Annotated in this window: 22 protein-coding genes and 2 tRNA genes; 15 read left to right on the top strand and 9 right to left on the bottom strand. The window is 62.5% G+C overall.

The window, feature by feature from the left end:
• Positions 1-185: 185 nt before the first annotated feature.
• Positions 186-1,709 carry a glucose-6-phosphate isomerase gene (gene pgi, locus AC3EC3_RS04905; RefSeq protein WP_488488521.1) on the top strand — a complete coding sequence of 508 codons (1,524 nt, stop codon included), beginning with the start codon at positions 186-188 and terminating at the stop codon, positions 1,707-1,709.
• A gap of 45 nt (positions 1,710-1,754) precedes the next feature.
• Here pgi and AC3EC3_RS04900 read toward each other — a convergent pair whose 3' ends face one another.
• A complete protein-coding gene (locus AC3EC3_RS04900) occupies positions 1,755-2,438 on the bottom strand; it encodes an RBBP9/YdeN family alpha/beta hydrolase (RefSeq protein ID WP_488489200.1) in 684 nt (227 codons plus the stop codon).
• A gap of 231 nt (positions 2,439-2,669) precedes the next feature.
• Between AC3EC3_RS04900 and gorA the strand changes: the two genes are divergently transcribed.
• From gorA to AC3EC3_RS04855, 9 genes are all read left to right on the top strand, one after another.
• Positions 2,670-4,016 (top strand): glutathione-disulfide reductase, encoded by a 1,347-nt coding sequence (gorA, locus tag AC3EC3_RS04895; protein ID WP_488488520.1) that lies wholly within the window; start codon positions 2,670-2,672, stop codon positions 4,014-4,016.
• A 117-nt stretch (positions 4,017-4,133) separates the two neighbouring features.
• Complete coding sequence (locus AC3EC3_RS04890; protein ID WP_488488519.1) at positions 4,134-5,660, top strand: acyl-CoA carboxylase subunit beta; 1,527 nt, start codon at positions 4,134-4,136, stop codon at positions 5,658-5,660.
• A 16-nt stretch (positions 5,661-5,676) separates the two neighbouring features.
• The gene (gene mce, locus AC3EC3_RS04885) at positions 5,677-6,114 is read left to right on the top strand and encodes a methylmalonyl-CoA epimerase (RefSeq protein WP_488488518.1); all 438 of its coding nucleotides are present in this window, start codon (positions 5,677-5,679) and stop codon (positions 6,112-6,114) included.
• A 78-nt stretch (positions 6,115-6,192) separates the two neighbouring features.
• Positions 6,193-8,448 carry a methylmalonyl-CoA mutase gene (scpA, locus tag AC3EC3_RS04880; protein ID WP_488488517.1) on the top strand — a complete coding sequence of 752 codons (2,256 nt, stop codon included), beginning with the start codon at positions 6,193-6,195 and terminating at the stop codon, positions 8,446-8,448.
• 5 nt (positions 8,449-8,453) lie between these two features.
• On the top strand, positions 8,454-9,263 hold the full coding sequence (locus AC3EC3_RS04875; protein WP_488488516.1) for a heme-dependent oxidative N-demethylase family protein: 810 nt from the start codon (positions 8,454-8,456) through the stop codon (positions 9,261-9,263).
• 14 nt (positions 9,264-9,277) lie between these two features.
• Entirely contained in the window at positions 9,278-10,345 is a 1,068-nt protein-coding gene (gene bioB, locus AC3EC3_RS04870; RefSeq protein WP_488488515.1) for a biotin synthase BioB, read from the top strand.
• Positions 10,342-10,785, top strand: a complete 444-nt coding sequence (locus tag AC3EC3_RS04865) for a lysozyme inhibitor LprI family protein (protein WP_488488514.1) — start codon at positions 10,342-10,344, stop codon at positions 10,783-10,785. Before bioB ends, AC3EC3_RS04865 begins: the two co-directional genes overlap by 4 nt.
• Entirely contained in the window at positions 10,785-12,806 is a 2,022-nt protein-coding gene (locus AC3EC3_RS04860) for an ATP-binding protein (protein WP_488488513.1), read from the top strand. Before AC3EC3_RS04865 ends, AC3EC3_RS04860 begins: the two co-directional genes overlap by 1 nt.
• Before the next feature lie 78 nt (positions 12,807-12,884).
• On the top strand, positions 12,885-13,304 hold the full coding sequence (locus AC3EC3_RS04855; RefSeq protein WP_488488512.1) for a hypothetical protein: 420 nt from the start codon (positions 12,885-12,887) through the stop codon (positions 13,302-13,304).
• Positions 13,305-13,349: 45 nt separating this feature from the next.
• On the opposite strand, the gene AC3EC3_RS04850 is transcribed toward AC3EC3_RS04855, so the two are convergent.
• The 3 genes from AC3EC3_RS04850 to AC3EC3_RS04840 all read right to left on the bottom strand — a co-directional run bounded on the left by AC3EC3_RS04850 (position 13,350) and on the right by AC3EC3_RS04840 (position 16,797).
• Complete coding sequence (locus AC3EC3_RS04850) at positions 13,350-14,756, bottom strand: peptide MFS transporter (protein ID WP_488488511.1); 1,407 nt, start codon at positions 14,754-14,756, stop codon at positions 13,350-13,352.
• A 359-nt stretch (positions 14,757-15,115) separates the two neighbouring features.
• Complete coding sequence (gene aroB, locus AC3EC3_RS04845) at positions 15,116-16,231, bottom strand: 3-dehydroquinate synthase (protein ID WP_488488510.1); 1,116 nt, start codon at positions 16,229-16,231, stop codon at positions 15,116-15,118.
• Entirely contained in the window at positions 16,219-16,797 is a 579-nt protein-coding gene (locus tag AC3EC3_RS04840; RefSeq protein ID WP_488488509.1) for a shikimate kinase, read from the bottom strand. Before AC3EC3_RS04840 ends, aroB begins: the two co-directional genes overlap by 13 nt.
• A gap of 257 nt (positions 16,798-17,054) precedes the next feature.
• Here AC3EC3_RS04840 and AC3EC3_RS04835 point away from each other — a divergent pair, with 257 nt between their 5' ends.
• On the top strand, positions 17,055-18,983 hold the full coding sequence (locus tag AC3EC3_RS04835; RefSeq protein ID WP_488488508.1) for a hypothetical protein: 1,929 nt from the start codon (positions 17,055-17,057) through the stop codon (positions 18,981-18,983).
• Positions 18,984-18,985: 2 nt separating this feature from the next.
• On the top strand, positions 18,986-19,909 hold the full coding sequence (locus AC3EC3_RS04830; RefSeq protein ID WP_488488507.1) for a tyrosine recombinase: 924 nt from the start codon (positions 18,986-18,988) through the stop codon (positions 19,907-19,909).
• Between the two features lie 81 nt (positions 19,910-19,990).
• On the opposite strand, the gene AC3EC3_RS04825 is transcribed toward AC3EC3_RS04830, so the two are convergent.
• From AC3EC3_RS04825 to AC3EC3_RS04815, 3 genes are all read right to left on the bottom strand, one after another.
• Positions 19,991-20,161 (bottom strand): Flp family type IVb pilin, encoded by a 171-nt coding sequence (locus AC3EC3_RS04825; RefSeq protein WP_488488506.1) that lies wholly within the window; start codon positions 20,159-20,161, stop codon positions 19,991-19,993.
• Positions 20,162-20,262: 101 nt separating this feature from the next.
• Positions 20,263-20,433 carry a hypothetical protein gene (locus AC3EC3_RS04820; protein WP_488488505.1) on the bottom strand — a complete coding sequence of 57 codons (171 nt, stop codon included), beginning with the start codon at positions 20,431-20,433 and terminating at the stop codon, positions 20,263-20,265.
• Positions 20,434-20,489: 56 nt separating this feature from the next.
• Positions 20,490-20,684, bottom strand: coding sequence for a Flp family type IVb pilin (locus tag AC3EC3_RS04815; RefSeq protein WP_488488504.1), 195 nt, complete (start codon positions 20,682-20,684; stop codon positions 20,490-20,492).
• Between the two features lie 125 nt (positions 20,685-20,809).
• Here AC3EC3_RS04815 and AC3EC3_RS04810 point away from each other — a divergent pair, with 125 nt between their 5' ends.
• From AC3EC3_RS04810 to AC3EC3_RS04800, 3 genes are all read left to right on the top strand, one after another.
• Positions 20,810-21,220 (top strand): (deoxy)nucleoside triphosphate pyrophosphohydrolase, encoded by a 411-nt coding sequence (locus AC3EC3_RS04810; protein ID WP_488488503.1) that lies wholly within the window; start codon positions 20,810-20,812, stop codon positions 21,218-21,220.
• 37 nt (positions 21,221-21,257) lie between these two features.
• A tRNA-Arg gene (locus AC3EC3_RS04805) sits at positions 21,258-21,334 on the top strand.
• A 48-nt stretch (positions 21,335-21,382) separates the two neighbouring features.
• Positions 21,383-21,459 (top strand) — tRNA-Arg (locus AC3EC3_RS04800).
• 241 nt (positions 21,460-21,700) lie between these two features.
• Here AC3EC3_RS04800 and AC3EC3_RS04795 read toward each other — a convergent pair.
• Positions 21,701-23,023, bottom strand: a complete 1,323-nt coding sequence (locus tag AC3EC3_RS04795; protein WP_488488502.1) for a chloride channel protein — start codon at positions 23,021-23,023, stop codon at positions 21,701-21,703.
• 209 nt (positions 23,024-23,232) lie between these two features.
• The gene (locus tag AC3EC3_RS04790; RefSeq protein WP_488488501.1) at positions 23,233-23,835 is read right to left on the bottom strand and encodes a hypothetical protein; all 603 of its coding nucleotides are present in this window, start codon (positions 23,833-23,835) and stop codon (positions 23,233-23,235) included.
• Between the last annotated feature and the right edge of the window lie 75 nt (positions 23,836-23,910).

Below are 23,910 nucleotides of genomic sequence, written 5' to 3'. Positions count from 1 at the left end.
GGCGCGCTCGTCAAGCACAATGCCGATGGCGGTGTGACAGCCATCGATGGATGAAAGATTTAGTGTGTCCAAAATAATACCAAAATAGATCCTATGCGGTGTTTTGCACTTGGCCACCGCGCAATCGCGATGCATAAGGCCTGCCGCAGGCCACTGTGCCCGCCAACCCAAGAGGATGACCGACAATGAGCGATGCGATCTGGAGCGAACTGAAGGCTTTGCCCAAACCGAGCCTTGGTGAACTCTTTGCTGACGATGCAAACCGCCTGGATCAGCTTGCGACCCGGTTCGAGCTTGGCGTGGGTGGTGATGCTTCGGGGATTCGCTTCGATTGGTCAAAGACCCATCTGGATGCTGCGCATATCGCCGGTTTCGAGAAGCTGGCCTTGGCCATGGATTTCGATGCCCGTCGTGCAGCCCTGTTCGCCGGGGAGATCGTCAACCCCACCGAAGGTCGTGCGGCAGAGCACACCGCCCAGCGAGGCGTCGGCAAGGCGGAAAGTGTCGAACTGGCCGGTCAATATCACGCCCGCATGGCCTCTCTCGTGGAGGCGATCCATCGCGGGGTATTGGGTGAGATCAAGCACCTGATCCACATCGGCATCGGTGGTTCCGCGCTTGGTCCGGCGCTGGCCGTTGACGCTCTGGCGCGCGAGGGCGCACTGTGCGACGTCCATGTCGTCTCCAATATCGACGGCTGTGCGCTGGAGGCGGCTTTTGCGGCTTGCGATCCGGCGACCACCATGCTGGCGATCGCGTCGAAGACGTTCACCACCATCGAGACGATGACCAACGCGGAAAGCGCCATCGAATGGCTGCGCGATGGTGGCGTTCTTGATCCCTATGGCCGGGTTGTCGCGCTGACTGCCGCGCCCGAAAAAGCCACGGAATGGGGCGTGGACGAGACCCGCATCCTGCCGTTCTCGGAAAGTGTCGGTGGTCGATACTCGCTCTGGTCCTCGATTGGCTTCCCGGTCGCCATGGCGCTGGGGTGGCCCGATTTCTCGGAGTTCCTGGCCGGTGCGGCGCTGATGGACGAGCACTTCCGGGATGCAGAAGGCCTTGCCAACCTGCCGCTGCGCGCGGCCTTTGCGGATCAGTACTATACCCGTCTGCTCGGCTGCCAGACCCGTGCGGTTTTCGCTTATGACGAGCGTCTGGCGCTGTTGCCCGATTATCTCCAGCAGCTCGAAATGGAATCGAACGGCAAGAGCGTGAAGGCTGACGGCACGCCGGTCGATGGTCCGACGGCACCGATCACCTGGGGCGGCGTCGGCACCGATGCGCAGCATGCCGTGTTCCAGTTGCTGCATCAGGGAACGAACATCGTGCCGGTGGACTTCATCGCCGCGATCTTCCCGGGGCACGATTTGCAACCTGCGCATCACCGCATCCTGCTGTCGAACTGCTTCGCGCAAGGCGCAGCGCTCATGGCCGGCAAGGCGAGCGAGGATTCCGCACGGGCCTATCCCGGCAACCGCCCCTCGGCGACGATCCTGCTCGATGAAGTTAGTCCGGCAGCTTTCGGTGCCCTGATCGCTTTCCATGAGCACCGCACTTTTGCCAATGCCGTGCTCATGGGGATCAATCCCTTCGACCAGTTTGGCGTCGAACTGGGCAAGGAGATCGCCAAGCAGATCGAGAAGGGCGGCACGACATTCGATCCGTCGACCGAAGCCTTGCTCGAACTGGCCGGTATCGTCTCCTGATATGAACATCCCGGTCGCGGCGAGGTGCTGCGACCGGGAGTGCTTTTATCTATGAGAAGGTGGTGAGATCCAGTTCTGCTCGGAACTTGATTCATGTAGCTTGCCGGCGTTTTCGGGAGTGCGAAACGGCATCAGGCGCGCGAGCAGCGATTTCCCGAGCGCCCAGTCGCCGAGCCCCGAATCGGCGTTGATATGCCCTGCGTGGCCCATATCAACAAGTTCGCTGCCCCATTGCCGGGCGAGCACTTGCGCGGTGCGAAAGCCCATCCAGGGATCGTTCTGGCTGGCCACAAGGATGGACGGGAATGGTAATGGATCCACCGGCATCGGCGCAAAGCGGCCAACGCGATCGTCGCGCGGAAAGAAATCCACTTCCGGTGGCGCGACCAGCAACGCCCCGACCACCTTTGAAGCGCTGTCTGCTTGCTCGAACTTGGTCCACCATGTCGCCACGAGGCAGCCAAGGCTGTGGGCTACCAGTATAACCGGTCCTTGCGCTGCATGGATTGCAAGGTTGAGCTGGTTTATCCAGGGGCTGCGTTGCGGGTCGCTCCAGAGACCAAGGTCTACGATGTGTGCATTTTCCATGTCGCGTTCCCAACGAGATTGCCAGTGGTCTGGTCCACTGCCGTTGAGCCCGGGAATGAGTAGTATAGTCGGTTGCCGCAGTGCCTGATTCCCGTTGGTCGGGTGGCCACGCGCTGCAGTGGGGCGGTGATGGGGATTCATCATGTATCTCTCCACTGTGCGGAACGCGCCGCGAAACCGTAAGCTGGCACGTCTGACCCATCTTTATACTCTACTCATTAAATAGACAAATCCTTTGCGATGGTGAGTGAGAGGCTTGCGTCCGTCGGAAAAGCGCACTGTAGGCGCTGACGCTGGCAATCAGCTCCTGCCTGTCCCATATGCACGCTTCCCGGCGGGCTAGCAGATGGTCCGGCGAACAGGAGTGTGTTCATGGCCGAGTACGACTACGATCTCTTCACCATCGGCGCCGGATCCGGTGGCGTTCGCGCGAGCCGTGTGGCTGCTGCGCATGGTGCGCGCGTCGCGATCGCCGAAGAGTACCGGGTCGGTGGAACTTGCGTGATACGCGGGTGCGTGCCCAAGAAGATGCTGGTCTACGGGGCGCATTTTGCCGAGGATCTTGAAGATGCAGGCCGTTTCGGCTGGGAGATCGGCAGCGCGAAGTTCGACTGGGTCAGGTTGCGCGACAATGTGCTGGCTGACGTCGATCGTCTGAATGGTCTTTATACCCAGACACTTGCGAATAACGGCGTCGATATCTTTGGCGAGCGCGCAACGATCACGGGACCGCATGAGGTTACGCTGGCCAGCGGTGAAGCGAAGACCGCGAGAATTATCCTGATTGCGACTGGCGCCCGCCCGCATGTGCCCTCGATTCCGGGGTATGACCTTGGCATCACGTCAAATGAAGCCTTTCACCTCGATGCGATACCAGATCGTATTCTCATCGCTGGCGGAGGTTATATCGCCAACGAATTCGCAGGTGTATTCAATGCGCTTGGAGCCAAGGTCACGATTGTAAACCGCTCGGACAAGCTGCTGCGAGGCTATGAGGAGGCGCTGCGGGATCGCTTGCTGCAAATCTCGATTACCAAGGGCATCGACTTCCGGTTCAATGCCGACTTGCAGGGGATCGAGAAGAATCCGGATGGATCGCTCAAGGTCTCGATGACGAACAACGATCCCATCGACGTCGATTGCGTGCTGTTCGCGACCGGCCGTGTGCCCAATATTGAAGGACTTGGTCTGGAAGGTGCAGACGTTGTGGTCGATGACCATGGTGCGGTTACGGTCGATGATGAAGCGCGCACGAACATCGAATCCATATATGCCGTGGGCGATGTGACGAACCGGGTTCAGCTCACACCGGTCGCAATCCGCGAGGGCCAGGCCTTCGCTGACAGGGTTTTCGGCGATAAGCCGTCCAAGGTCGACTATTCGTGTATTCCGGCAGCGGTTTTCAGTCACCCGCCGATCGCGTCCGTCGGGTTGACGGAGGCGCAGGCCAACGAACAGCTTGGTAGCGTTGCTGTTTATACCAGTGACTTCAGACCGATGAAGAATGCGCTCGTCCAGCGCAATGAACGCGCGCTCTACAAGATGATCTGTGATGCAGAGACCGGCCGTGTGGTCGGACTTCACGCGATTGGCCCGGAGGCGCCGGAGATCATTCAGGCTGCGGCGATCGCTGTGAAGGCGGGGCTGACCAAAGCCGATTTCGATGCCACGGTCGCTGTGCATCCGACCATGGCCGAGGAACTGGTATTGTTGAAGTGATCGCCAGGCGGACATTTCACGGCCAACCTTCTTAATCGATCGATTAAAGAGGTTGACCGGGCCTGCTCAAGCCTGTTTTATCCCGAGAAAAGCAGGATAAGACAGGAAAGGGCGCAAATGTCCGCCAATATCGCCGAGATGGAAAAGCGCCGGGCTGCCGCCAAGCTTGGGGGTGGGCCGCGCCGCATAGAGGCGCAGCATGCCAAGGGGCGTCTGACTGCGCGTGAACGCATTGAGGTCCTGCTGGACGAAGGCAGCTTCGAGGAGATGGACCTCTACGTCGAGCATGATTGCGTCGATTTCGGGATGCAGGACCAGAAAGTGCCGGGCGATGGTGTGGTTACCGGTTCAGGTACGATCAGCGGTCGCCTGGTATTCGTTTATAGTCAGGACTTTACCGTCTTTGGCGGCTCCTTGTCCTCGCGCCATGCCCAGAAGATCTGCAAGGTCATGGATGCGGCGATGAAGGTTGGCGCACCTGTAATCGGATTGAATGATTCCGGTGGCGCGCGCATTCAGGAAGGCGTGGCTTCGCTCGCGGGCTATGCCGATGTTTTCCAGAAAAACGTTCTGGCATCAGGTGTTATCCCGCAAATCTCGATGATAATGGGGCCGTGTGCCGGTGGTGCGGTCTATTCGCCGGCGATCACCGACTTCATCTTCATGGTGAAGGACAGTTCCTACATGTTCGTCACGGGTCCAGAGGTGGTGAAGACGGTCACGAACGAGATCGTGACGCAAGAGGAACTCGGCGGCGCTCTGGTCCATTCGACTCGCACGTCGGTATCCGATCTGGCTCTGGAGAACGATCTGGAGGCCCTCTCGACGGTACGGGAAATGGTTGATTTCCTGCCTCTTTCCAATCGTTCACCATTGCCCGAGCGGCCTACCAGCGATCCCTGGGACCGGATTGAGGACAGTCTGGATACCCTCGTTCCGCCCAGCGCCAACCAGCCCTATGACATGCACGAACTCATCGAGAAGGTGCTGGACGAGGGCGATTTCTTCGAGCTTCAGCCGAGCCATGCCGCGAATATCCTGATCGGTTTCGGGCGGATCGAAGGGCGGACCGTCGGCGTGGTCGCCAACCAGCCAATGGTGCTTGCTGGCGTGCTCGATATCGACGCCTCGCGCAAGGCAGCCCGCTTTGTAAGGTTCTGCGATGCCTTTGAAATCCCGATCCTGACATTCGTCGACGTGCCCGGATTCCTGCCCGGCACCGATCAGGAGCACAAGGGTATCATCAAGCACGGTGCCAAGCTGCTCTTCGCCTATGCCGAGGCGACGGTGCCCAAGATCACCGTCATTACGCGCAAGGCTTATGGTGGTGCTTACGATGTCATGGCGCCCAAGCATTTGCGGGGCGATCTCAACTATGCCTGGCCGACGGCGGAGATCGCGGTGATGGGGGCGAAAGGCGCTGTAGAGATCATTTTCCGTGGGCTCGATGCCGAAGGAATTGCCGCCAAAACAAAGGAATACGAGGATCGTTTCGCAAATCCCTTCGTGGCCGCGAGCCGGGGGTATATCGACGAGGTGATCTATCCCCATTCGACCCGGCGGCGGATCGCTCTGGGGCTTCGCAAGCTGCGCAACAAGCAGCTGGAGAATCCCTGGAAGAAGCACGCGAACATTCCTCTGTAACTCACGGAGAAATATCATGAAACTTGGGCGTCTCAATCACGTCGGTGTGGCCGTTCCGGATCTGGATGTGGCCGTTGCCTATTACCGGGAGGTTATGGGTGCGACGTTGATAACGGAGCCATTCGTGATGGAAAGCCAGCAGGTTAGGGTGTGTTTCGTGGAGACGCCGGGGCTTTCGGGAACATCTGGCACGCAGATCGAACTTCTGGAGCCTACCTCATCGCACTCTCCGGTCGCCAAGTGGCTGGAAACACACCCTTTTGGTGGACAGCATCACCTCTGTTACGAGGTTCCCGATATCTACGAGGCGAAGAGCTGGTTCGAGAGCCTTGGCAAGCGCGTCCTGGGTGAGCCACGTACAGGGGCGCATGGAACGCCGATATTCTTCCTGCATCCCAAGGATATGGCAGGACAGCTGACCGAAATCATGGAAACGCCGAAAGCCGCGCATTGAAACGGACAGAGACCGCACAGAGACCGACATAAGCCGGGTAGAGGTCGACTGAGGCCACGAGAGAGGACCTGAAACCGTATGGCCGAGAACAACAACCGGGCCGACGTGAACGACTGGCAGGAGAGGGCCGCAAAAGAGGCGAAAGGGCGTGACCTGACATGGCGTACGCCCGAAGGGATCGCCGTCAAGCCGCTCTATACGTCAGCGGACGTCGGGCACGATCCGGGACTGCCCGGTTTCGCGCCGTTCACGCGCGGGGTCAAGGCGACGATGTATGCCGGACGTCCCTGGACGATCCGCCAGTACGCCGGATTTTCAACGGCGGAGGAATCGAACGCCTTCTATCGCCGCAATCTTGCCGCCGGGCAAAAGGGGCTGTCGGTCGCCTTCGATCTGGCAACGCACCGAGGTTATGATTCCGATCACCCGCGCGTGACCGGGGATGTCGGCATGGCCGGCGTCGCCATCGACAGTGTCGAGGACATGAAGATCCTGTTCGACGGGATTCCGCTGGATGAAATGTCGGTCTCGATGACGATGAACGGCGCGGTGATCCCGGTTCTGGCCTTCTACATCGTCGCAGCCGAGGAGCAGGGCGTGGCGCCGGAGCAGCTTTCGGGGACCATCCAGAACGATATCCTCAAGGAATTTCTGGTCCGCAACACCTACATCTATCCGCCTGTGCCAAGCATGCGGATCATTGCGGATATCTTTGCCTACACTGCCGCGCGGATGCCGCGCTTCAACTCGATCTCCATCTCGGGCTATCACATGCAGGAGGCCGGGGCGACGCAGGTGCAGGAACTCGCCTTCACCCTGGCCGACGGCATCGAATACGTTCGGCAGGGGCAGGCGTCAGGGCTGGACATCGACGCGTTTGCGGGGCGGCTTTCGTTTTTCTTCGGCATCGGCATGAATCTGTTCATGGAAGTCGCCAAGTTGCGCGCCGCGCGCCTGCTGTGGCACCGGGCGATGACGAAGCTGGGCGCGAGGGACGAGCGCTCGATGATGCTGCGCACGCATTGCCAGACCAGCGGTGTTTCGCTTGCCGAGCAGGACCCGTACACCAACGTCATCCGCACCACGATCGAGGCGCTGGCGGCGACGCTTGGCGGCACGCAGTCGCTCCACACCAATGCGCTGGACGAAGCGATCGCCCTGCCAACCGACTTTTCGGCGCGCATCGCCCGGAACACTCAACTGGTTCTGCAGGAGGAAAGCGGCATCACCCATGTCGTCGATCCGCTGGGCGGCTCGTATTACGTAGAGGCGCTGACGGCCGAGATCGCAGACAAGGCCTGGGCGATTGTCGAGCGGATCGAGGCGGAGGGCGGCATGGCTCGGGCCGTCGCCGCCGGATGGCCCAAGGCGATGATCGAGGAGGCCGCTGCTGCCCGTCAGGCGCGGGTCGATCGCGGCGAGGATGTGATCGTCGGCGTCAACAAGTACCGCCTGCCTGAAGAGGCGCCGCTCGCGACGCTGGAGGTGGACAACCACAGCGTGCGCGAAGCACAGGTCGCACGGCTCAAGAAACTTCGTGAGTCACGTAACGAAGCGACGGTGCAAGCGTCGCTGGATGCGCTGCGCATGGCCGCAGGCAGGGCAGCATCGGTGGAACACGCAAAAGCTAATGTCGGTTCTGAGGATGTGGCTGCAAGCGGCTTAAATAAAACAGCCGATCTGCTCGATAACAACTTCTTGGCTCTTGCCGTGGAAGCGGCCCGTGCGCGTGCGACACTGGGTGAGATTTCGGCGGCGATGGAGGCTGCGTTTGGCCGTCATGATACCTCGCCCAGCCCCGTCAGCGGGATCTATGGTGCCGCGCACGAAGGCGATACGCGCTATCGGCAGGTGGTCGAGGGCGTCGAGGCGGTGGCGCGACGGCTCGGGCGCAAGCCGCACCTGCTGGTCGCCAAGATGGGGCAGGACGGGCATGATCGCGGCGCCAATGTGATCGCCTCGGCCTTTGCGGACATGGGTTTCGCGGTCACGTCCGGCCCGCTGTTCCAGACGCCGAAGGAGGCTGCCGATCTCGCGCTGGAAGGCCAGGCGGACGTCGTGGGCGCCTCCAGCCTTGCCGCGGGGCACAAGACGCTCATCCCCGAACTGATCGACCATTTGCGCACAGCAGGGCGAGCGGACGTGAAAGTCGTTGCCGGGGGCGTGATCCCGCAGCGCGATTACGAGTTTCTGAAGAAGGCCGGGGTACAGGGCATCTATGGGCCGGGATCGAATGTGGTGGAGTGTGCCGCCGACGTGCTGCGCCTGCTTGGCCACAATATGCCGCCAGCCGATGAAGGGCTTGTCAATGGATCTGAAGAAGGTGCAGCATAGCACTCATGTCGCTTGGTTTTTCCGTCGAGGCGTTGCTTCCCCATGCCCGCGTTGCCGGGGCGCCACGGATGGGTCTTGTACGTCTGGTGGAAAGTGACTGGCTGGATGCGGCACCGGACCTCGCTCTCCGGAGCGAGGCTTTCGACGCTCATCCCGAATGCGTGATGGCACTGCCGGAGGCCGAGGCCGCCATCGCCGAATTGTCGGAGATGCTGCGCGTGCCCGGTGGGCTTGTGGCGTGCGGTCGGGCGCATTGGGAAGACTTCTGCCTGTTGGTGCAGGAAAACCGAGGCGAGCCTTATCGTCTGGTCGCAGGAGCCCTGGCGTTCCCGACCGACTGGCACCTTGCGGAGAAGCTCGGTTTGCCGATGGGCGCGGTCCATGCGCCGATTCACGGCTATGCCGGGCAACTGGAGCAGGGTGTCGACCGGTTCATGGACGGTTTGAAGGACGGGCAGATTTTTGGGCGGGCGAATGTCTTCGTCCAGCCTTCTCCTGCGCTGCGTTATCTTCCGGCGGCTTCGGCAGCGGTGGGATATTCTCATGTCACGGCTGAGAATGCCGGTGAAACCCTATGGATTCGCTGCGAAAGGCAGTCCTTGAGGCGACTTCCGAAATCGGGCGCGATTGTCTTTGCCATCGGTATCTACCGGGCGCGCCTGGACACACTTTCCGACGCGGCGGTGGAGCGTCTTGCCCTCTCGCTCACCGGTTTTGGTGCAGGAGAACTGGATCGCCGGGCCGGACCGCTCTATGCGCAGGGTTTGAGTGCTTATGCCGCGCTGCGAAAATGCCGTACGGGCGCGCAAGACTGAACAGGATTTTCGAGATGACCGACACCGCTACCGCCTCGGGCGTTGCCACCCAGCCCCGGAACGACTGGACCCGCGAAGAGATCGCCGCGCTGTTCGATCTGCCGTTCACCGAACTGGTGTTTCGTGCTGCCGAAGTCCACCGGGCGAACCACAAGGCCAACGAAGTGCAACTCTCCACGTTGCTCTCGATCAAGACCGGCGGCTGTGTCGAGGACTGCGGATATTGCTCGCAGTCGGTTTCGGCGAACAGCGGCGTGAAGGCCACCAAGCTGATGGAAGTACAGCAGGTGCTCCAGCGTGCCGCACAGGCTGCCGATCAGGGCTCGACCCGCTTCTGCATGGGCGCGGCCTGGCGCAATCCCAAGGACCGCGACATGCCTGCCATCATCGAGATGGTGAAGGGCGTGCGCGCGCTCGGCATGGAAACCTGCATGACGCTGGGCATGCTGACGCCCGAGCAGGCCGACATGTTGAACGAGGCGGGTCTCGATTACTACAACCACAACATCGACACCTCGCCTGAGCGTTACGATCAGGTCATCACTACCCGCACGATGGAAGACCGCCTCGACACGCTTACCAACGTGCGCATGGCAGGCATCAACGTGTGTTCTGGCGGGATCGTCGGCATGGGCGAGACGCGCGCCGATCGCGTCGGTTTCGTGCACACGCTGGCGACGCTGCCCGATCATCCGCAGTCGGTGCCGGTGAACGCGCTGGTGCCGGTCAAGGGCACGGTGCTGGGCGACATGCTGGCCGACACGCCGCTCGCCAAGATCGACGACGTGGAGTTCGTGCGCACCGTCGCCGTCGCGCGGATCACCATGCCGCACTCGATGGTTCGCCTTTCGGCGGGTCGCGAGTCGATGAGCGAGATGACGCAGGCGATGTGTTTCATGGCCGGTGCGAACTCGATCTTCACCGGTGACAAGCTATTGACTGCGCCGAATTCGGGCGATGACAACGACATGGCGATGTTCGCGCGTCTGGGTATCAAGCCGATGGCGATCAGCGAGACGGCTGCTGATGTCGAGGCGAGCCGGATGCCCAAGGGCTGCGCCAAGCTGGAAGCGGCGGAGTGATCTTCGCAGCGCTTGTCTTCGCCTCTGCGGTGCCGACCGTGCCGCTCGATTGCAACGCGGTCAGCGGCGCGCTGGCGCAGGACAAGTGCCAACTTGCGCAGTCGATGGCGATGAAGGATCCCGCGCCGGACTGCGCGGGGCAGGGCACGCAGTTCGACATGAACGTGTGTTCCTATCGCGACTATCTGCGGGCAGACATAGCGCTCAACGAGGCATGGCAGCAGTTGTCGAAAGGGCGCGATGCCGCCGGGCTGGCGCTCCACCGCGATGCCCAGCGCAAGTGGCTGGCCTATCGTGACGCGCAGTGCCTCGCCGAAAACGGGCGACGTGAGGACAGCGGCACGATCTGGCCGCTGCTCCAGAACACCTGCCTCGAAGGCATGACCAAGAACCGCACACAAGAACTGCGGGCCTATCTGGAAGAGGACGCGAAGCGCTGATGTTCAAGAAGATCCTCATTGCCAACCGGGGCGAGATCGCCTGTCGGGTGATCAAGACGGCACGAGCGATGGGGATCGCGACAGTGGCGGTCTATTCCGATGCCGATGCCCGCGCGCCGTTCGTGGCGATGGCGGATGAAGCGGTGAATATCGGTCCGGCGCCCGCCGCTCAGAGCTATCTGGTGGCCGAGAAGATCATCGCGGCGTGCCGGGAGACCGGGGCGGATGCGGTGCATCCGGGCTACGGCTTCCTGTCTGAGCGCACAGCCTTTGCCGAGATGCTGGCGGCCGAGGGCATCGCTTTCATCGGCCCGCCCGCCAAGGCCATTGCGGCGATGGGCGACAAGATCGAATCGAAGAAGCTGGCCAAGGCTGCGGGCGTCAATGTCGTCCCTGGCTTCGTGGGCGAGATCGCCGATACCAATCACGCGGTCGAGATCGCGCGCGAGATCGGCTATCCGGTGATGATGAAGGCCAGCGCGGGCGGCGGCGGCAAGGGCATGCGGCTTGCTTACAGCGAGGCCGATGTTCGTGAAGGCTTCGAGAGCGTCAAGCGCGAGGGGCTCAACTCGTTCGGCGACGACCGGGTGTTCATCGAGAAGTTCATTGAGAACCCGCGCCATATCGAGATCCAGATCCTGGGCGACCAGCATGGCAATGTGCTCTATCTGAACGAACGCGAGTGCTCGATCCAGCGCCGCCACCAGAAAGTGGTCGAGGAGGCGCCATCACCTTTCGTCAGCCCGGAAATGCGCCGCGCGATGGGCGAGCAGTGCGTCGCGCTGGCGAAGGCCGTTGGGTACTACAGCGCTGGGACTGTCGAACTGATCGTCTCGGGTGCGGATCCAAGCGGGGAATCGTTCTATTTCCTCGAGATGAACACCAGACTTCAGGTGGAGCATCCGGTAACGGAAGCGATCACCGGGATCGATCTGGTCGAACAGATGATCCGCGTGGCCGCTGGCGAGCCGCTGGCCTTCGGGCAAGACGATATCGGTATCGATGGCTGGGCGATCGAGAACCGCGTCTATGCCGAGGACCCCTATCGCGGCTTCCTGCCGTCCACCGGGCGTCTTGTGCGTTATCACCCGCCGGTCGAGGGCTGGGCGGACGATGGCGTGGCCAATGGCCGTCGCGGCATGGAAGGCGTGCGCGTCGACGATGGCGTGTTCGAGGGCGGCGAAGTTTCGATGTTCTACGACCCGATGATCGCCAAGCTGGTGACATGGGGCGAGACGCGCGAAGAGGCTACCGACCTGCAGATCGCCGCGCTCGACCGCTTCGTGATCGACGGACTTGGGCACAACATCGATTTCCTCTCGGCGATCATGCAGCATGAGCGGTTTCGCGCGGGCGACCTTTCGACCGGCTTCATTGCCGAGGAATATCCCGAGGGCTTCCACGGCGCGCCCGCATCGGACGATCTGAAAGTCGCGCTGGCTGCCGTCGCCGCATTCATTTCCGCCGCGCGTTCCGACCGGGCGCGCCAGATTTCCGGGCAACTCGCCGAGCCGACCGAACCGCCCTACGACTGGGTGGTCACGCTCGATGGCGAGCCGTTCGATGTCGAGATCGGCGAAGAGGCCGTGGTAGTCAACGGTGCCGAAATCGACATGGGGCTGGAGTACACGCCCGGCGACCGACTGATCGAGGCGGAGATCGACGACGAGATCTATGGTATCCGCGTGCTGATCGACCGGATCGGCCTGCGTCTGGTGACGCGCGGTGCCGTACACAAGGTGACATGCCTGCCGCGACGCCTGCACGAGCTTTCGCGCTACATGATCGAAAAGGTGCCGCCCGATCTTTCGCGCTATCTCATCTGCCCGATGCCCGGCCTGCTGGTCGCGCTCCATGCGGACGAGGGCGATCGCGTCGAAGCCGGGCAGCCGCTTGCCGTGGTCGAGGCGATGAAGATGGAAAACACGCTTCGTGCCGGAAAATCGGGCACGATAAAGCTGCTCCACGCCAAGCCTGGTGACAGTCTGGCGGTAGACGCGATCATTCTCGAAATGGAGTGAACGCGGTTTAACCGGCTGCCCGATGGTGTTTCGGGCAATCCTCCCCTAGAAGGCGTCAGCATTTTTCAGGGGGATACGATGACCGCGCTTCTCATGCTCGCGGCTGCTGCGGCAGCTAGCCAGACCATTCCGGTAACACCCAAGCTGCTTGAAGGGCTCCCCGATGTGCAGGCGGTGCTCAACGATCATGGCACGCGCCGCATGTGCGAGGGGCCGGCGCTTGCCGATGTGCTTGCCCGGGCGGGCGTCCCGCACGGTAAGGATCTTCACGGGAACGAACTGACCAAGGGCGTGATCGTTCATGCTCGAGACGGTTATGCGGTCCTGTTTTCGGTGGGTGAGATCGATCCCGGCCTGGGACACGAAGGCATGATCATCGCCGAGCGATGCGATGGGCAAGCCCTTGATGACAAGACGGGGCCGTATCGTCTGATCGTGCCGAGCGATTTGCGCCCGGCGCGGTCGGTTCGTCAGGTCAAGGCCCTCAAAGTCCGCTGATGATACAAGTCCCCCGGCAGGATTCTGTCGGGGGCTTGTTTGGGATCAGGTCGCGGCTTCACCGCTCAGCAGGCGGCCCAGCGCCAGCTTGCACACGATGAAGGCGACGAGGCCGAAGGTGCCGGTCCCGGCATGGATCAGCCAGAACGTGGTGGCGGGCATTGTCGACAGCCAAGGGCCGACGACATTGCCGACCACCCAGTTCGCCAGCACGAACGACATGTAATAGATACCCACGACTGTCCCGCTGAGCGGGCGCGGCGCGATCTTGGTGAACAGCGCCAGGCTGATCGGCAGGATATGGGCAAAGCCGATTGAGTTCAGGAAGTGGAACATGAACGGCCAGAACAGGCCGATCTTCCCCGATCCTTGCGTTGCGGCGGCCATGACGAGACACAGGGCGCCGGCAATGGTGAAGACCGAGCCGATGATCATCTTGCCCAGTTCGTCGGGTTCGCGGCCGGTGCTCGCCGAGCGCCATTTCCAGAAGGCTGCGACCGCAACGAGCATCGTGAAGGAGAGCGTGGCATCGAGGGTGATCATCCAGCTTGACGGCATCGTCATGCCGAAGAAGGTCAGCTGGAATTGCTGGTCCGCCCAGACGAGATAGGCGTTGAAGATCTGCTGGTTGGTAATGAGGGCAATGCCCATGACCGGTACAAGGATCAGCAGCGCGATCAGGCGTGGATAGTCTTCGCTCTGCAGCTTCATTGCCGCCTTGCCCTTGGTCTTGCGATCTTCGCGGGCGTCGGCGGGAAGGTAGGGGGCAGCCTTTAGGTAGATCAGCAGGCCGATCAGCATAACCACGCCCGCGCAGCCGAAGCCCCAGTGCCAGCCGACTTTCTGGCCCAGCGTTCCGGCGATCAGCGGCGCGGCGATCACCGAGACGTTGATGAAGATGTAGAAGATCTGGAAAGCCATCGCGCGGCGCAGGTCCTTCGGGCTATAAAGCTCGCCCACCTGGCTGGCGATGTTGCCCTTGAAGAGGCCGACGCCGACGATCAGCGCGACCAGCGCGAACAGAAACATGCTCTCGAAGGCCATCAGGAAATGGCCGAGTGACATGATTACGCCGCCCGCGATCAGCGTGCTGCGGCGCCCCAGCCAGCGGTCGGCGATCAGCCCGCCGAGGATCGGGGTGAAATAGACCAGCGAGGTATAGTCGCCGAAGATCGACGAGGCGAACTGCTGGCCGGTCTCGCCGATATGGCGGGCCTGAAGCCAGGGCAGCCCGATCACGTTTTCAGCGTGGCCCGGCAGCAGCAGGTAGTTCACCATGTAGAGCACCAGCAGCGTCTGCATGGAATAGTACGAGAAGCGTTCGCACCCTTCGACGAAGGAGAGATAGCCAAGGCCCTTGGGGTGGCCGAGAAACGCGGTGTCGGAAGTTTTTCCGGATGATCGGAAATCGGGTTCGGATTCTAAATCCGGCGTGGCTTCGGCTGCTGTCATGGCGCCCCGTGTCGTTTCGCTGTTGTGCTGGTTTATTATCGAAGGGCGCAACTTAGACATGCTGGTTGGTAATGTCACGCCGCAGGGCGCGCACGATTCCATCCCGAACATGAACGGGGGCTGTCATCCCGGCGAGTTGTCCGCCATTCACCAAAAGGCGGCGATTCCGAGGGTAGGAAACCGCCGCCTTCCGGTGCCCCCGGGTAGGGGCAACAGGCCCCCCGCCCGTGGCGGTATCGCTCGTGCCGGCCTCGTAAGAGGCGTTGGAGGACAAGACACGATCATCAGGGCAACGCGGAAGGCAGGTGCGCGGTTTCGCGGCCTGTCCCGGCATAATCTCGGCTCGGCGAAAGAGGTCGTCAGTTAATCGGGCGCGCGAGTTCGTCGTCGAGGAAGGCGGCGACCGCATCGAGCGAGACGGTTTTGTCGAGATAGGTCTCGCCGATGGCCTTCATCAGCAGGAAGGGCAGGGTGCCTGCGTCCATCTTCTTGTCGTGGAGCATGTGCTTGACCAGCGCCGCGCCATCGCAGTCGAGGCCGAGTGCAGCGATTTCGGTGCGCAGGCCCACCGCAGCGATATGGCTGGCGACGCGTTCGGCGCTGACCCTGGGCATCAGACCCGAGCGTGCCGAGAAGCGCGCGGCGAGGACCATGCCCAGCGCCACCGCCTCGCCATGGAGCAGGCGGTTCGAGAAGCCGGTCTCGGCCTCCAGCGCGTGCCCGAAGGTGTGGCCGAGGTTGAGGAGGGCACGCTTGCCGGTGGTCTCGCGCTCGTCTTCGGCGACGATACGCGCCTTGGACGCTACCGAGTGCGCGACCGCATATTCGCGCAGGGCCGCATCGCCTGCCAGCATGGCCCCGGCATTGGCCTCGCACCAGGCGAAGAAGTCCGCATCGTCGATCAGCCCGTACTTCGCGACCTCGGCGTAACCGGCGAGCAGTTCGCGCATCGGCAGCGTTTCCAGCGCCGAGAGATCGGCCAGCACCAGCGAGGGCTGGTGGAAGGCGCCGACGAGGTTCTTGCCCGCCGCCGTGTTGATCGCGGTCTTGCCGCCGACGCTCGAATCGACCTGCGCAAGCAGGGTAGTGGGCACCTGGATGAACTTGCAGCCGCGCTTGAGCAGCGCCGCGCACAGGCCGGTGAGGTCGCCGATGACCCCGCCGCCCAGCGCGATTACGTGATCGCCGCGCTCGACTTCCAGTTCCAGCAGCCAGTCGATGGTGGCGGACAGTTCCGCCCAGGACTTGGTCTGTTCGCCTGCGGGCAGGATGCGCCAGTGCGGCTCGTGGCCGTTATCGCGCAACGAGGCCTCGATCACCGAACCCCATGCGGCGTGGACGTTGACGTCGGTGACGATTGGCACGGCGCGCTTGCGCAGCAGGCCACGGCATTGCGGCACCAGTTCGGCCAGCAGGCCCGCACCCACGCGCACCTCATAGGGAGCGCCCGCGATGTCGACCTTTATGACAGCCATTGCCCGATCCCCTGAAGTACCTTGTTGACGGTGTGCTGGTGCGGCGCGTGTCCGCTCATGATGTGGATCGGCGCCTGCGCATAATGCACTTCGCGTTCGGCGCGCAGGCGGGCGATGATCTCCGCCGGATCGCCACCGCGCAGCAGCGGACGGTTGCCCTTGCGCCCGACGCGATCGACCAGTGTGGCGACCTCGCTGTCGAGCCATACGGCGATCGCGCGGTCGAGGATCAGCTTGCGGGTCTCGACATTGCAGAATGCGCCGCCACCGGTCGCGATGACGCCGTGATGACCGTCCTCTTCGATCAGGCGGGCAATTACCCGGCGTTCGCCGTTGCGGAAGTATTCTTCGCCGAAGCTGTCGAAGATTTCAGGAATCGTCATTTGCGCCGAGCGCTCGATCTCGTCGTCCGCATCGACGAACGAGCAGTCCAGAATCTGGGCAAGGCGCCGTCCGACGCTCGACTTGCCGACGCCCATCATGCCAACAAGCACGATCGGGCGCTCGATCCGGCGGGCGATCGTCGCAATATCCTGTGGCGAAAGGCGGGTCTGTTGAACGTCCATTGCCCCACCGCCTATAGTTGCGCTAGGTCGCAGCGCAAGCATCGGTGAAGGAAGACGAGTGACTATCGTATCGGGCGCAGCGCAAATGCCGCAGCAGGCGGTATCGCGGGCAGACTTGCGGTGAAGGGCGCCTCCCTGGTGATCGTGGGCGCGCTGGTGGTGGTCGCCGGCCTGGGTGCTCTTGCCTGGAGCAAGGGTGGGCCGGAGCCCGTGCGGAGTTTGTCCGTCCCCATTTCCGTACCGACGGGAGCGGCATCGTGAGACCGATTTATCTGATCGCCGGGGCCAGCCTCGCCATGACCTCGGCCTTCGCGCTGGCGCAGAGCGGGCCTGAATCGCTGCTGCCCAAGGCCTTCGAGGACCCTGCGCCGCAGGCTGCCCCGTCGCCGCGCGCGACACCGCGCCCCAAACCTGCGCCGCGTGCCGTTCCAAAACCGGCGGCTCCAAAGCCGGTGGCGACGGCGAGCGCGCCTTCGTTGCCTGCCGCGCCGCATCCTGCGCCGGTTCCCGTCGCAACCGCCTCGCCGGTGGTGCAGCCGTTGCCGGGCATCACCGCACCTGCCGCTCCTTCCGATCAGCCGACGAACACCTCCGGCCTCTCGCGCATTCCCACGCTCGACGAGCTGGCGCGCATGACGCCCGACGATTTCGACGCGCTGCTCGGCACTCGCACGCTGCTGGACATGCCGCCTGCCGCGCGTCGCAAGCTTGACAACGTCGGGCTGATTGACGCGGGCGAGGGTGGCCTTGCGGCAGATTCTCTGTCGCGCGCCAGCGCCTCGATGATCCGCATTGCCCTGTCGGCGAACAAGGGCACGCTGGTTTCGCGCTGGGGACATATCCTGCTGCGACAGGCGCTGGCTTCGCGCCTTGCGCCGCCGCCGGGGATGGACCCGGTAGCCTTCGCGGCGATGCGCGTCGACCTGCTGCTGCGCATGGGTGAGCCCGATGCGGCGCGTGCGGTGCTTCAGGACGTCGATATTCCCGATTACACTCCGACGCTCGCGAGCATCGCGCTCAACGTTTATACGCAGAATGCCGATTTCACCGGGATGTGCCCGGCCATGTCGGCGTTCGGCAATGCCCGTCAGGATGCGCAGTGGAATGCCGCGCGCGATATCTGCATGGCCTTCCGGGGTAATACACAGGCAGCGCTGCAGCGTCTCGACAGCGATATGAACCATGGCCGGGCCGACAAGATCGACCTGCTGCTGGCCCAGAAATATGTGGGCGCTGCCGGACGAGGTCGCCGTGCCGTGACGATCGAGTGGGGCGATGTCACCTCGCTCACGCCCTGGCGCTATGCGCTGGCGATCGGCACCGGGCTGGAGCCGCCCGCTTCGCTGATGAAGGATGCCGGTACGCAATACGCCAGCATGACCGCGCTGGCGCCGATGGTCGGACTGGAGCGCCGTGCCGAGGCGGCGGATTACGCAGGCGCGACAGGCGTGCTTTCCAGTGCCGCGATGGTCGATCTCTACGGCCAGATCTACGAAGCGCCTGAAGTGACCGGCGCATGGCAGGATCGTGCGACATCGCTGCGTTCGGCCTACACCGATCAGGATCCGGCTACACGGCTTTCGGCGATGCAGAGCCTGTGGAAGGTGGACACGCCCGAAGCGCGCTATGCCCGTCTCGTGCTGACCGCTGCCGCTGCTGCGCGAATGGCGCCCAGCAAGGATATGGATTCCAGCTCGGGCGATCTCATCGCCTCGATGCTGGCGGCGGGCTACGACGCCAACGCGATGCGCTGGGCCTCGGTGGTGGAGCCGGGCAGCCTTGGCTGGGCGCTGGTGACGCTGGCGGATGCCAATGGCGACGGGATCGATTCGGGGGGCGTCAGCACTTTCTCGGATGCGGACAAGAGCTTCGAACACCATCGCACGGCGCTGTTCGTCGCGGCTCTGGCAGGCCTGGGGCGGATCGATGCGGGTAATGCCAACCGCTATTCGCGCGACATGAACCTTGGCCTCGACAACCCGAGTCGCTTCACCGACGCCATAGATGCGGCAGCGGCGCGAGGCGACAGCGCGGGCGTGGCGATCCTCGCCGGTTTCGGAATGCAGGGCAGCAACTGGAGCCAGATGACGCCGCGCTATTTCATGCATATCCTGTCCGCGTTGCGCAGTGTTGGACTGGAAGCGCAAGCGCGCATGATCGCGGCGGAAGCCGTCGCGCGGTCCTGACCATGGCAGATGCCCCGCAGTCCGCAGGCGGGGACATGGAAGAGCGTTTTCTGGCGATGCTGGCGGCGGAACGCGGCGCGGCGACGAATACGCTTGCCGCCTATCGCCGCGATCTGGAAGCTGCCCGCGAAGTGTTGGGGGATCCGGGACAGGCAGATGTCGCGGCACTGGAAATGCTGGGGGAAGCGTGGAGTGGTCTTGCGCCCTCCAGCCTTGCCCGGCGCTGTTCGGCGCTACGCCAGTTCTATGGCTTCCTGCAGGATGAAGGAATCCGCAGCGACGATCCCTCGCCGGCACTACCGAAGGTGAGGGCGCGCCGTCCTTTGCCGCGCCTGCTGTCTCGCGCCGAGGTGGAGCGGTTTTTGAACGTCGCTGAAGCAGAAGCCAAAGATGATGATCCTGCTGCCGTGCGCCTGCTGACGCTGCTGGAATTGCTTTACGGCTCAGGGCTGCGCGCGACGGAGTTGGTCTCGCTCCCGCTGGCAGCGGTGCCGCGCGATGCGCCGTTTCTTCATGTCACGGGCAAGGGCGGTCAGCAGCGCATGGTGCCCGTCAGTACGCGGGCGCGGCAAGCGCTCTCGCGCTGGTTGGCTGTGCGGGCGGGGTTGGGCGCGCGCAGATCGACCTCGCGATTGCTGTTCCCCTCAAGTGGGAAGACCGGCCATCTGACCCGTGTCCGGCTGTTCCAGTTGCTGCGCGATCTGGCCGTGCGCGCGGATATTGATCCCGAACGGGTGTCGCCGCACGTCCTTCGCCACGCCTTCGCGACGCATCTGCTGGAAGGGGGGGCGGACCTGCGCGTGCTGCAGACCCTGCTCGGCCATGCCGATATCGCAACCACGCAGATTTATACCCATGTCGACAGCGCGCGGCTGGTCGAGTTGGTGAATGTCCGGCATCCGCTGGCCGGGGGTCGGTTTACCTGAGAGATCAGGCGTCGGAAACGACAAAGGGCGGTGAACTTGCGTTCACCGCCCTCTTGCTTGTGCCTTGTAAGGCTAAGCAGATTACGTGGCAGCGGTCAGGTTGCCCGAAACCTTGTTGAAGGTTGCGCCGAGGTTGCTGCCGAGGGTCGACATCGCGGTGATCGCGGCGACGGCAATGAGAGCGGCAATCAGGCCGTATTCGATGGCGGTAGCACCTTCTTCGTTGCGGCGCAGCTTGGTGAGGAACTTCATGTTTGGTCTCCTGGGAAAATGCAGTCGGTATGTACCCGGCCCGGGGGGCGGCATCGCCCTTTGGACATTTCCGCTTCTACGGGCGATTCCTTGAAAAAATCTTAAGTGCCGCCGTTGTTGATGGCGTTGAAAGTTTGCGTCAGTCTGGAATGGACATAGCTGATCGCGGCAATGGCGTTGGCACCATCTTTGTTGCGGCGCTGCCTGGCGGGACGTGTCATGTTGGTCGCCTGGGTTCGGCAGGCCTGGCCCGGACAGATGGGCACAGCCATCTGTCTTCGTCCACCGCGCGGACGAGGGGCCTATCGGTACTCGCTTGAAAAAAGGATTAATTGTTCGAATTGGATACGGCTGATGTTACTTTGGAGCTGACACCGTTCCACATGTTGATCGTAAGGCTGGCGACATTGGTGAGCGCTGCCAGCATCACCAGAATGACGAGCGCCAGAATGAGCCCGTATTCCACGGCGGTCGCGCCCCTCGTATCCTTCTGCAGAGCTGTCAGAATGTTCAATGTCTTCATGACCGCCCCTTGGAGGTTAATTCGCGAACATCGGCGCGTATGCCGGGAATGGATAAAGCAGGGCCGTTAAAGGCGGCTTAAGAAGGAAGCGGTCTTTGCAAGAAACTCAATTTCCGTTGCTGGTAGTGGCAGTCGCTCTGATTCGCCGCGACGGCTATGTGCTTATGCAGCGCAGGCCATACGATTCCATGCATGGGGGACTATGGGAGTTTCCGGGTGGTAAAGTGGAGCCGGGTGAAATGCCTGATGCCGCAGCCTTGCGCGAAATGGATGAGGAGCTTGCCGTAACGCTCGATTATTCTCAGCTCGAACCGATAGGCTTTGCGGGAGGTGTAACGTCAGGCGACGTGCCACGGACGATTGTCATCTGTCTTTATGCTGCCCGTACATGGAGCGGCGTTCCGCAACCGCAAGTCGCCTCAGAGATCGAGTGGGTTCGCGCTGAGACTTTGAAAAACCTCGAAATGCCGCCGTTGGATTACCCGCTCGCGGAGCAACTTTGCACTTTCATGAAAAAAGTCGAGAACAGGTGTTGACGGGAATCGGGAGCCCTTCTATTGGCGCCTCTCCAACGCACCCGTAGCTCAGCTGGATAGAGCATCAGACTACGAATCTGAGGGTCGGGCGTTCGAATCGCTCCGGGTGCACCACCTCCCTTTTAGGGAGAAGTGGCCTGAAGTTGGAATGAAATTTGGTATGCACCCGTAGCTCAGCTGGATAGAGCATCAGACTACGAATCTGAGGGTCGGGCGTTCGAATCGCTCCGGGTGCACCATTTCAAACTAGAAGAACCGCCGCTTTCCGGCGGTTTTTTCTTGCCTGCTGACTACACGAGAAATCGGCTCCAGCGATTTGCGGAGCACCCTGTGCGTGAGCGGATGCGGGTGGAATTTTCGAACCTTTCCCGCTTTTTCGGCTTTGGTCCCTGATCGTCAGTGCTTGCCAAGCAAACAAAAAGGCCGCCGATCCAGAAAAGATGTCGGCGGCCTGCGGGATGTTTCCAACTGCCAAGAGCTTTAGCCCTGGCGAGAGGAATTTCGTTCCCCATGCATGAGGAAGCCGTGCGAGAGGCCGTGGTAGAGCTTTTCGCGGCTGACGAAGCGGCTCATGCTGTCGGCGATCATTGCGGTGACGAAAAGTGGCAGGATCATCGCACGGGCGCCGGTGGTTTCCATTAGCAGGATCACCGCGGTCAACGGCGCACGCGTCACGCCGACGAAGTAGCCACACATGCCCAGCAGGATCACCGCAGGTACCGAAGTGCCGGGGAAGCAGAACGAGAGCAGTTGTCCGAATCCGGCGCCAACCGCCAGCGAAGGCGCGAAGATACCGCCCGGCGCGCCCGAGACTGCCGTTGCTGCAGTGGCGACGAACTTGGCAGGTCCGAACCAGGCCGAGGTTGCCGCTGTACCCTCGATCATGTCGCGCGTGGTCGCATAGCCCGTCCCCCAGGTATTACCCTTGGTCAGTACGCCGATCACCGCCACGATCAGGCCGCAGACGAACGCCATGACGATCGGATGGGAGCGGGCCTTGGTAAACCACGCATGCTTGCTGCGCGAGAACAGCAGCAGCGTCTTGGCGAATGCTCCGCCCAGAACGCCGCCGACGATACCGGCGACAGGCGAGACGAGGATCACCGAAACGATGGGCAGACTCTCGTGCACCGCACCGAAATAAAGATAGTCGCCCGCGATGCCGAGGCTGACCAGACCCGAGACCACGACCGCGCCCATCACCAGTACCGCAACGCGCTGCTCGTAGGCGGAGGCGAGCTCCTCGATCGCGAAGACGATACCGCCCAGCGGCGTGTTGAATGCCGCAGCGACACCCGCTGCGCCGCCTGCGATCAGCACGCCTGCGGTGATCGGCACGCGCAGCACGCGATGGCAGGCGATCATGATCGCAGCGCTGACCTGCACGGTCGGGCCTTCGCGTCCCACCGACCCGCCTACCATCAGCATGATCACTGTCAGCACCAGTTTGCCCAGCGCAACCGGAAGCGACAGGAGGCCGCTATAGGCGAGTTCGGGATCCTTGCTGGCGGCCATGACCTGCGGAATGCCCGAGCCTTTGGCAGCGGGAAAGAAGCGCACGGTCAGCCACACGACCGCGACGAACGCGATCGGCGTCATCGCCAGCGGTGCATAAGGATAGTGGCGGAAAATGGCGCCGAACATTTCCTGCGCCTGATCGCCCATCTTGGCGAAGAGGATGGCGATAAGGCCGAGCAGTACCGCGCCGACCAGCGAGGCAAGGCGGCGACGGGCAGCGTCGAAGGAATCGTCGAGACCCGGCAGGCCCTTGAGGATGTCGTGGGTGCGATCGCTCAGGTGCAAGGTGCCGGCTCCGTTCAGGGGGAGTACCCAGGCGGACCGCCGGGGCTGTCGCGGCTCCTATGAGCTTTGCCGATTGCGAGTCGCAAGGGCGCAACCAAAAAAATCTTTACTGTGACGATAGAGAAACGGCCGCGAAGGTTTCCCCTCGCGGCCGTCGATCTTGTCTATCCGGCATGTTCGGCTGCGCGCTGCATACCGGGGAAGGGTAATCAGTTACCCGTCGGCGCTGCTGCCGGGGCCGAAGCCGCATCGGTCGGCGCGGCAGCCGGTGCTGCGGCTGCTGCCGAGGCGCCGAGAGCCGACTTGAAGGCGGCATCGGTCATGGTCAGAGCAACGCTGCCGTCTTCACCAACCGAGAAGTAGGCCTTCTGCAGGATGGCCGAGCGCTTGTCGGGCAGTTCGAAGGTGACATTGTCGCCCTGAACGTTGGTGATGATGCCTTCATCGACACCATCGCTGCTCTTGATAGCGGCATCGACCACGAGCGCCGAATCCTTAGCGGCGTCGGTCTCTGCCTTGGCACTGCCGACAGCGGCCTCGACCTGAGCCTTGGTCATGCCGATGGTCAGACCCTTGGCGCGCATGGCGAACGAGCTGGTGGGCAGACCCGCGCGCACGGTGCCGGTATTGACGGTGACGACACCGCTGGCAACCTGTTCGACCGTGCCGACGTCGCTGCCGTCCGGTGCGTAAACCTTCGCGCCTACCGTCGGGTTGACGGTAGCAGCGGCGGGTGCGGCAGCCTGCGCCATCACGGCGACGGGTGCGAGACCCGCAGCGGCGATCGCTGCGGCGATGAGCGATTTCTTCATGGTTCTGCGTACTCCATTCGTTGTCCGACAGACCGGCCGCAAAGCCGTTCTGCCGAGGCATGCCCTATGCGTCCC

It is taken from the genome of Novosphingobium sp. BAM6, assembly GCF_057784955.1.
The sequence above is the reverse complement of the archived record's forward strand: the minus strand, read 5'-3'. Positions and strand labels throughout refer to the sequence as shown.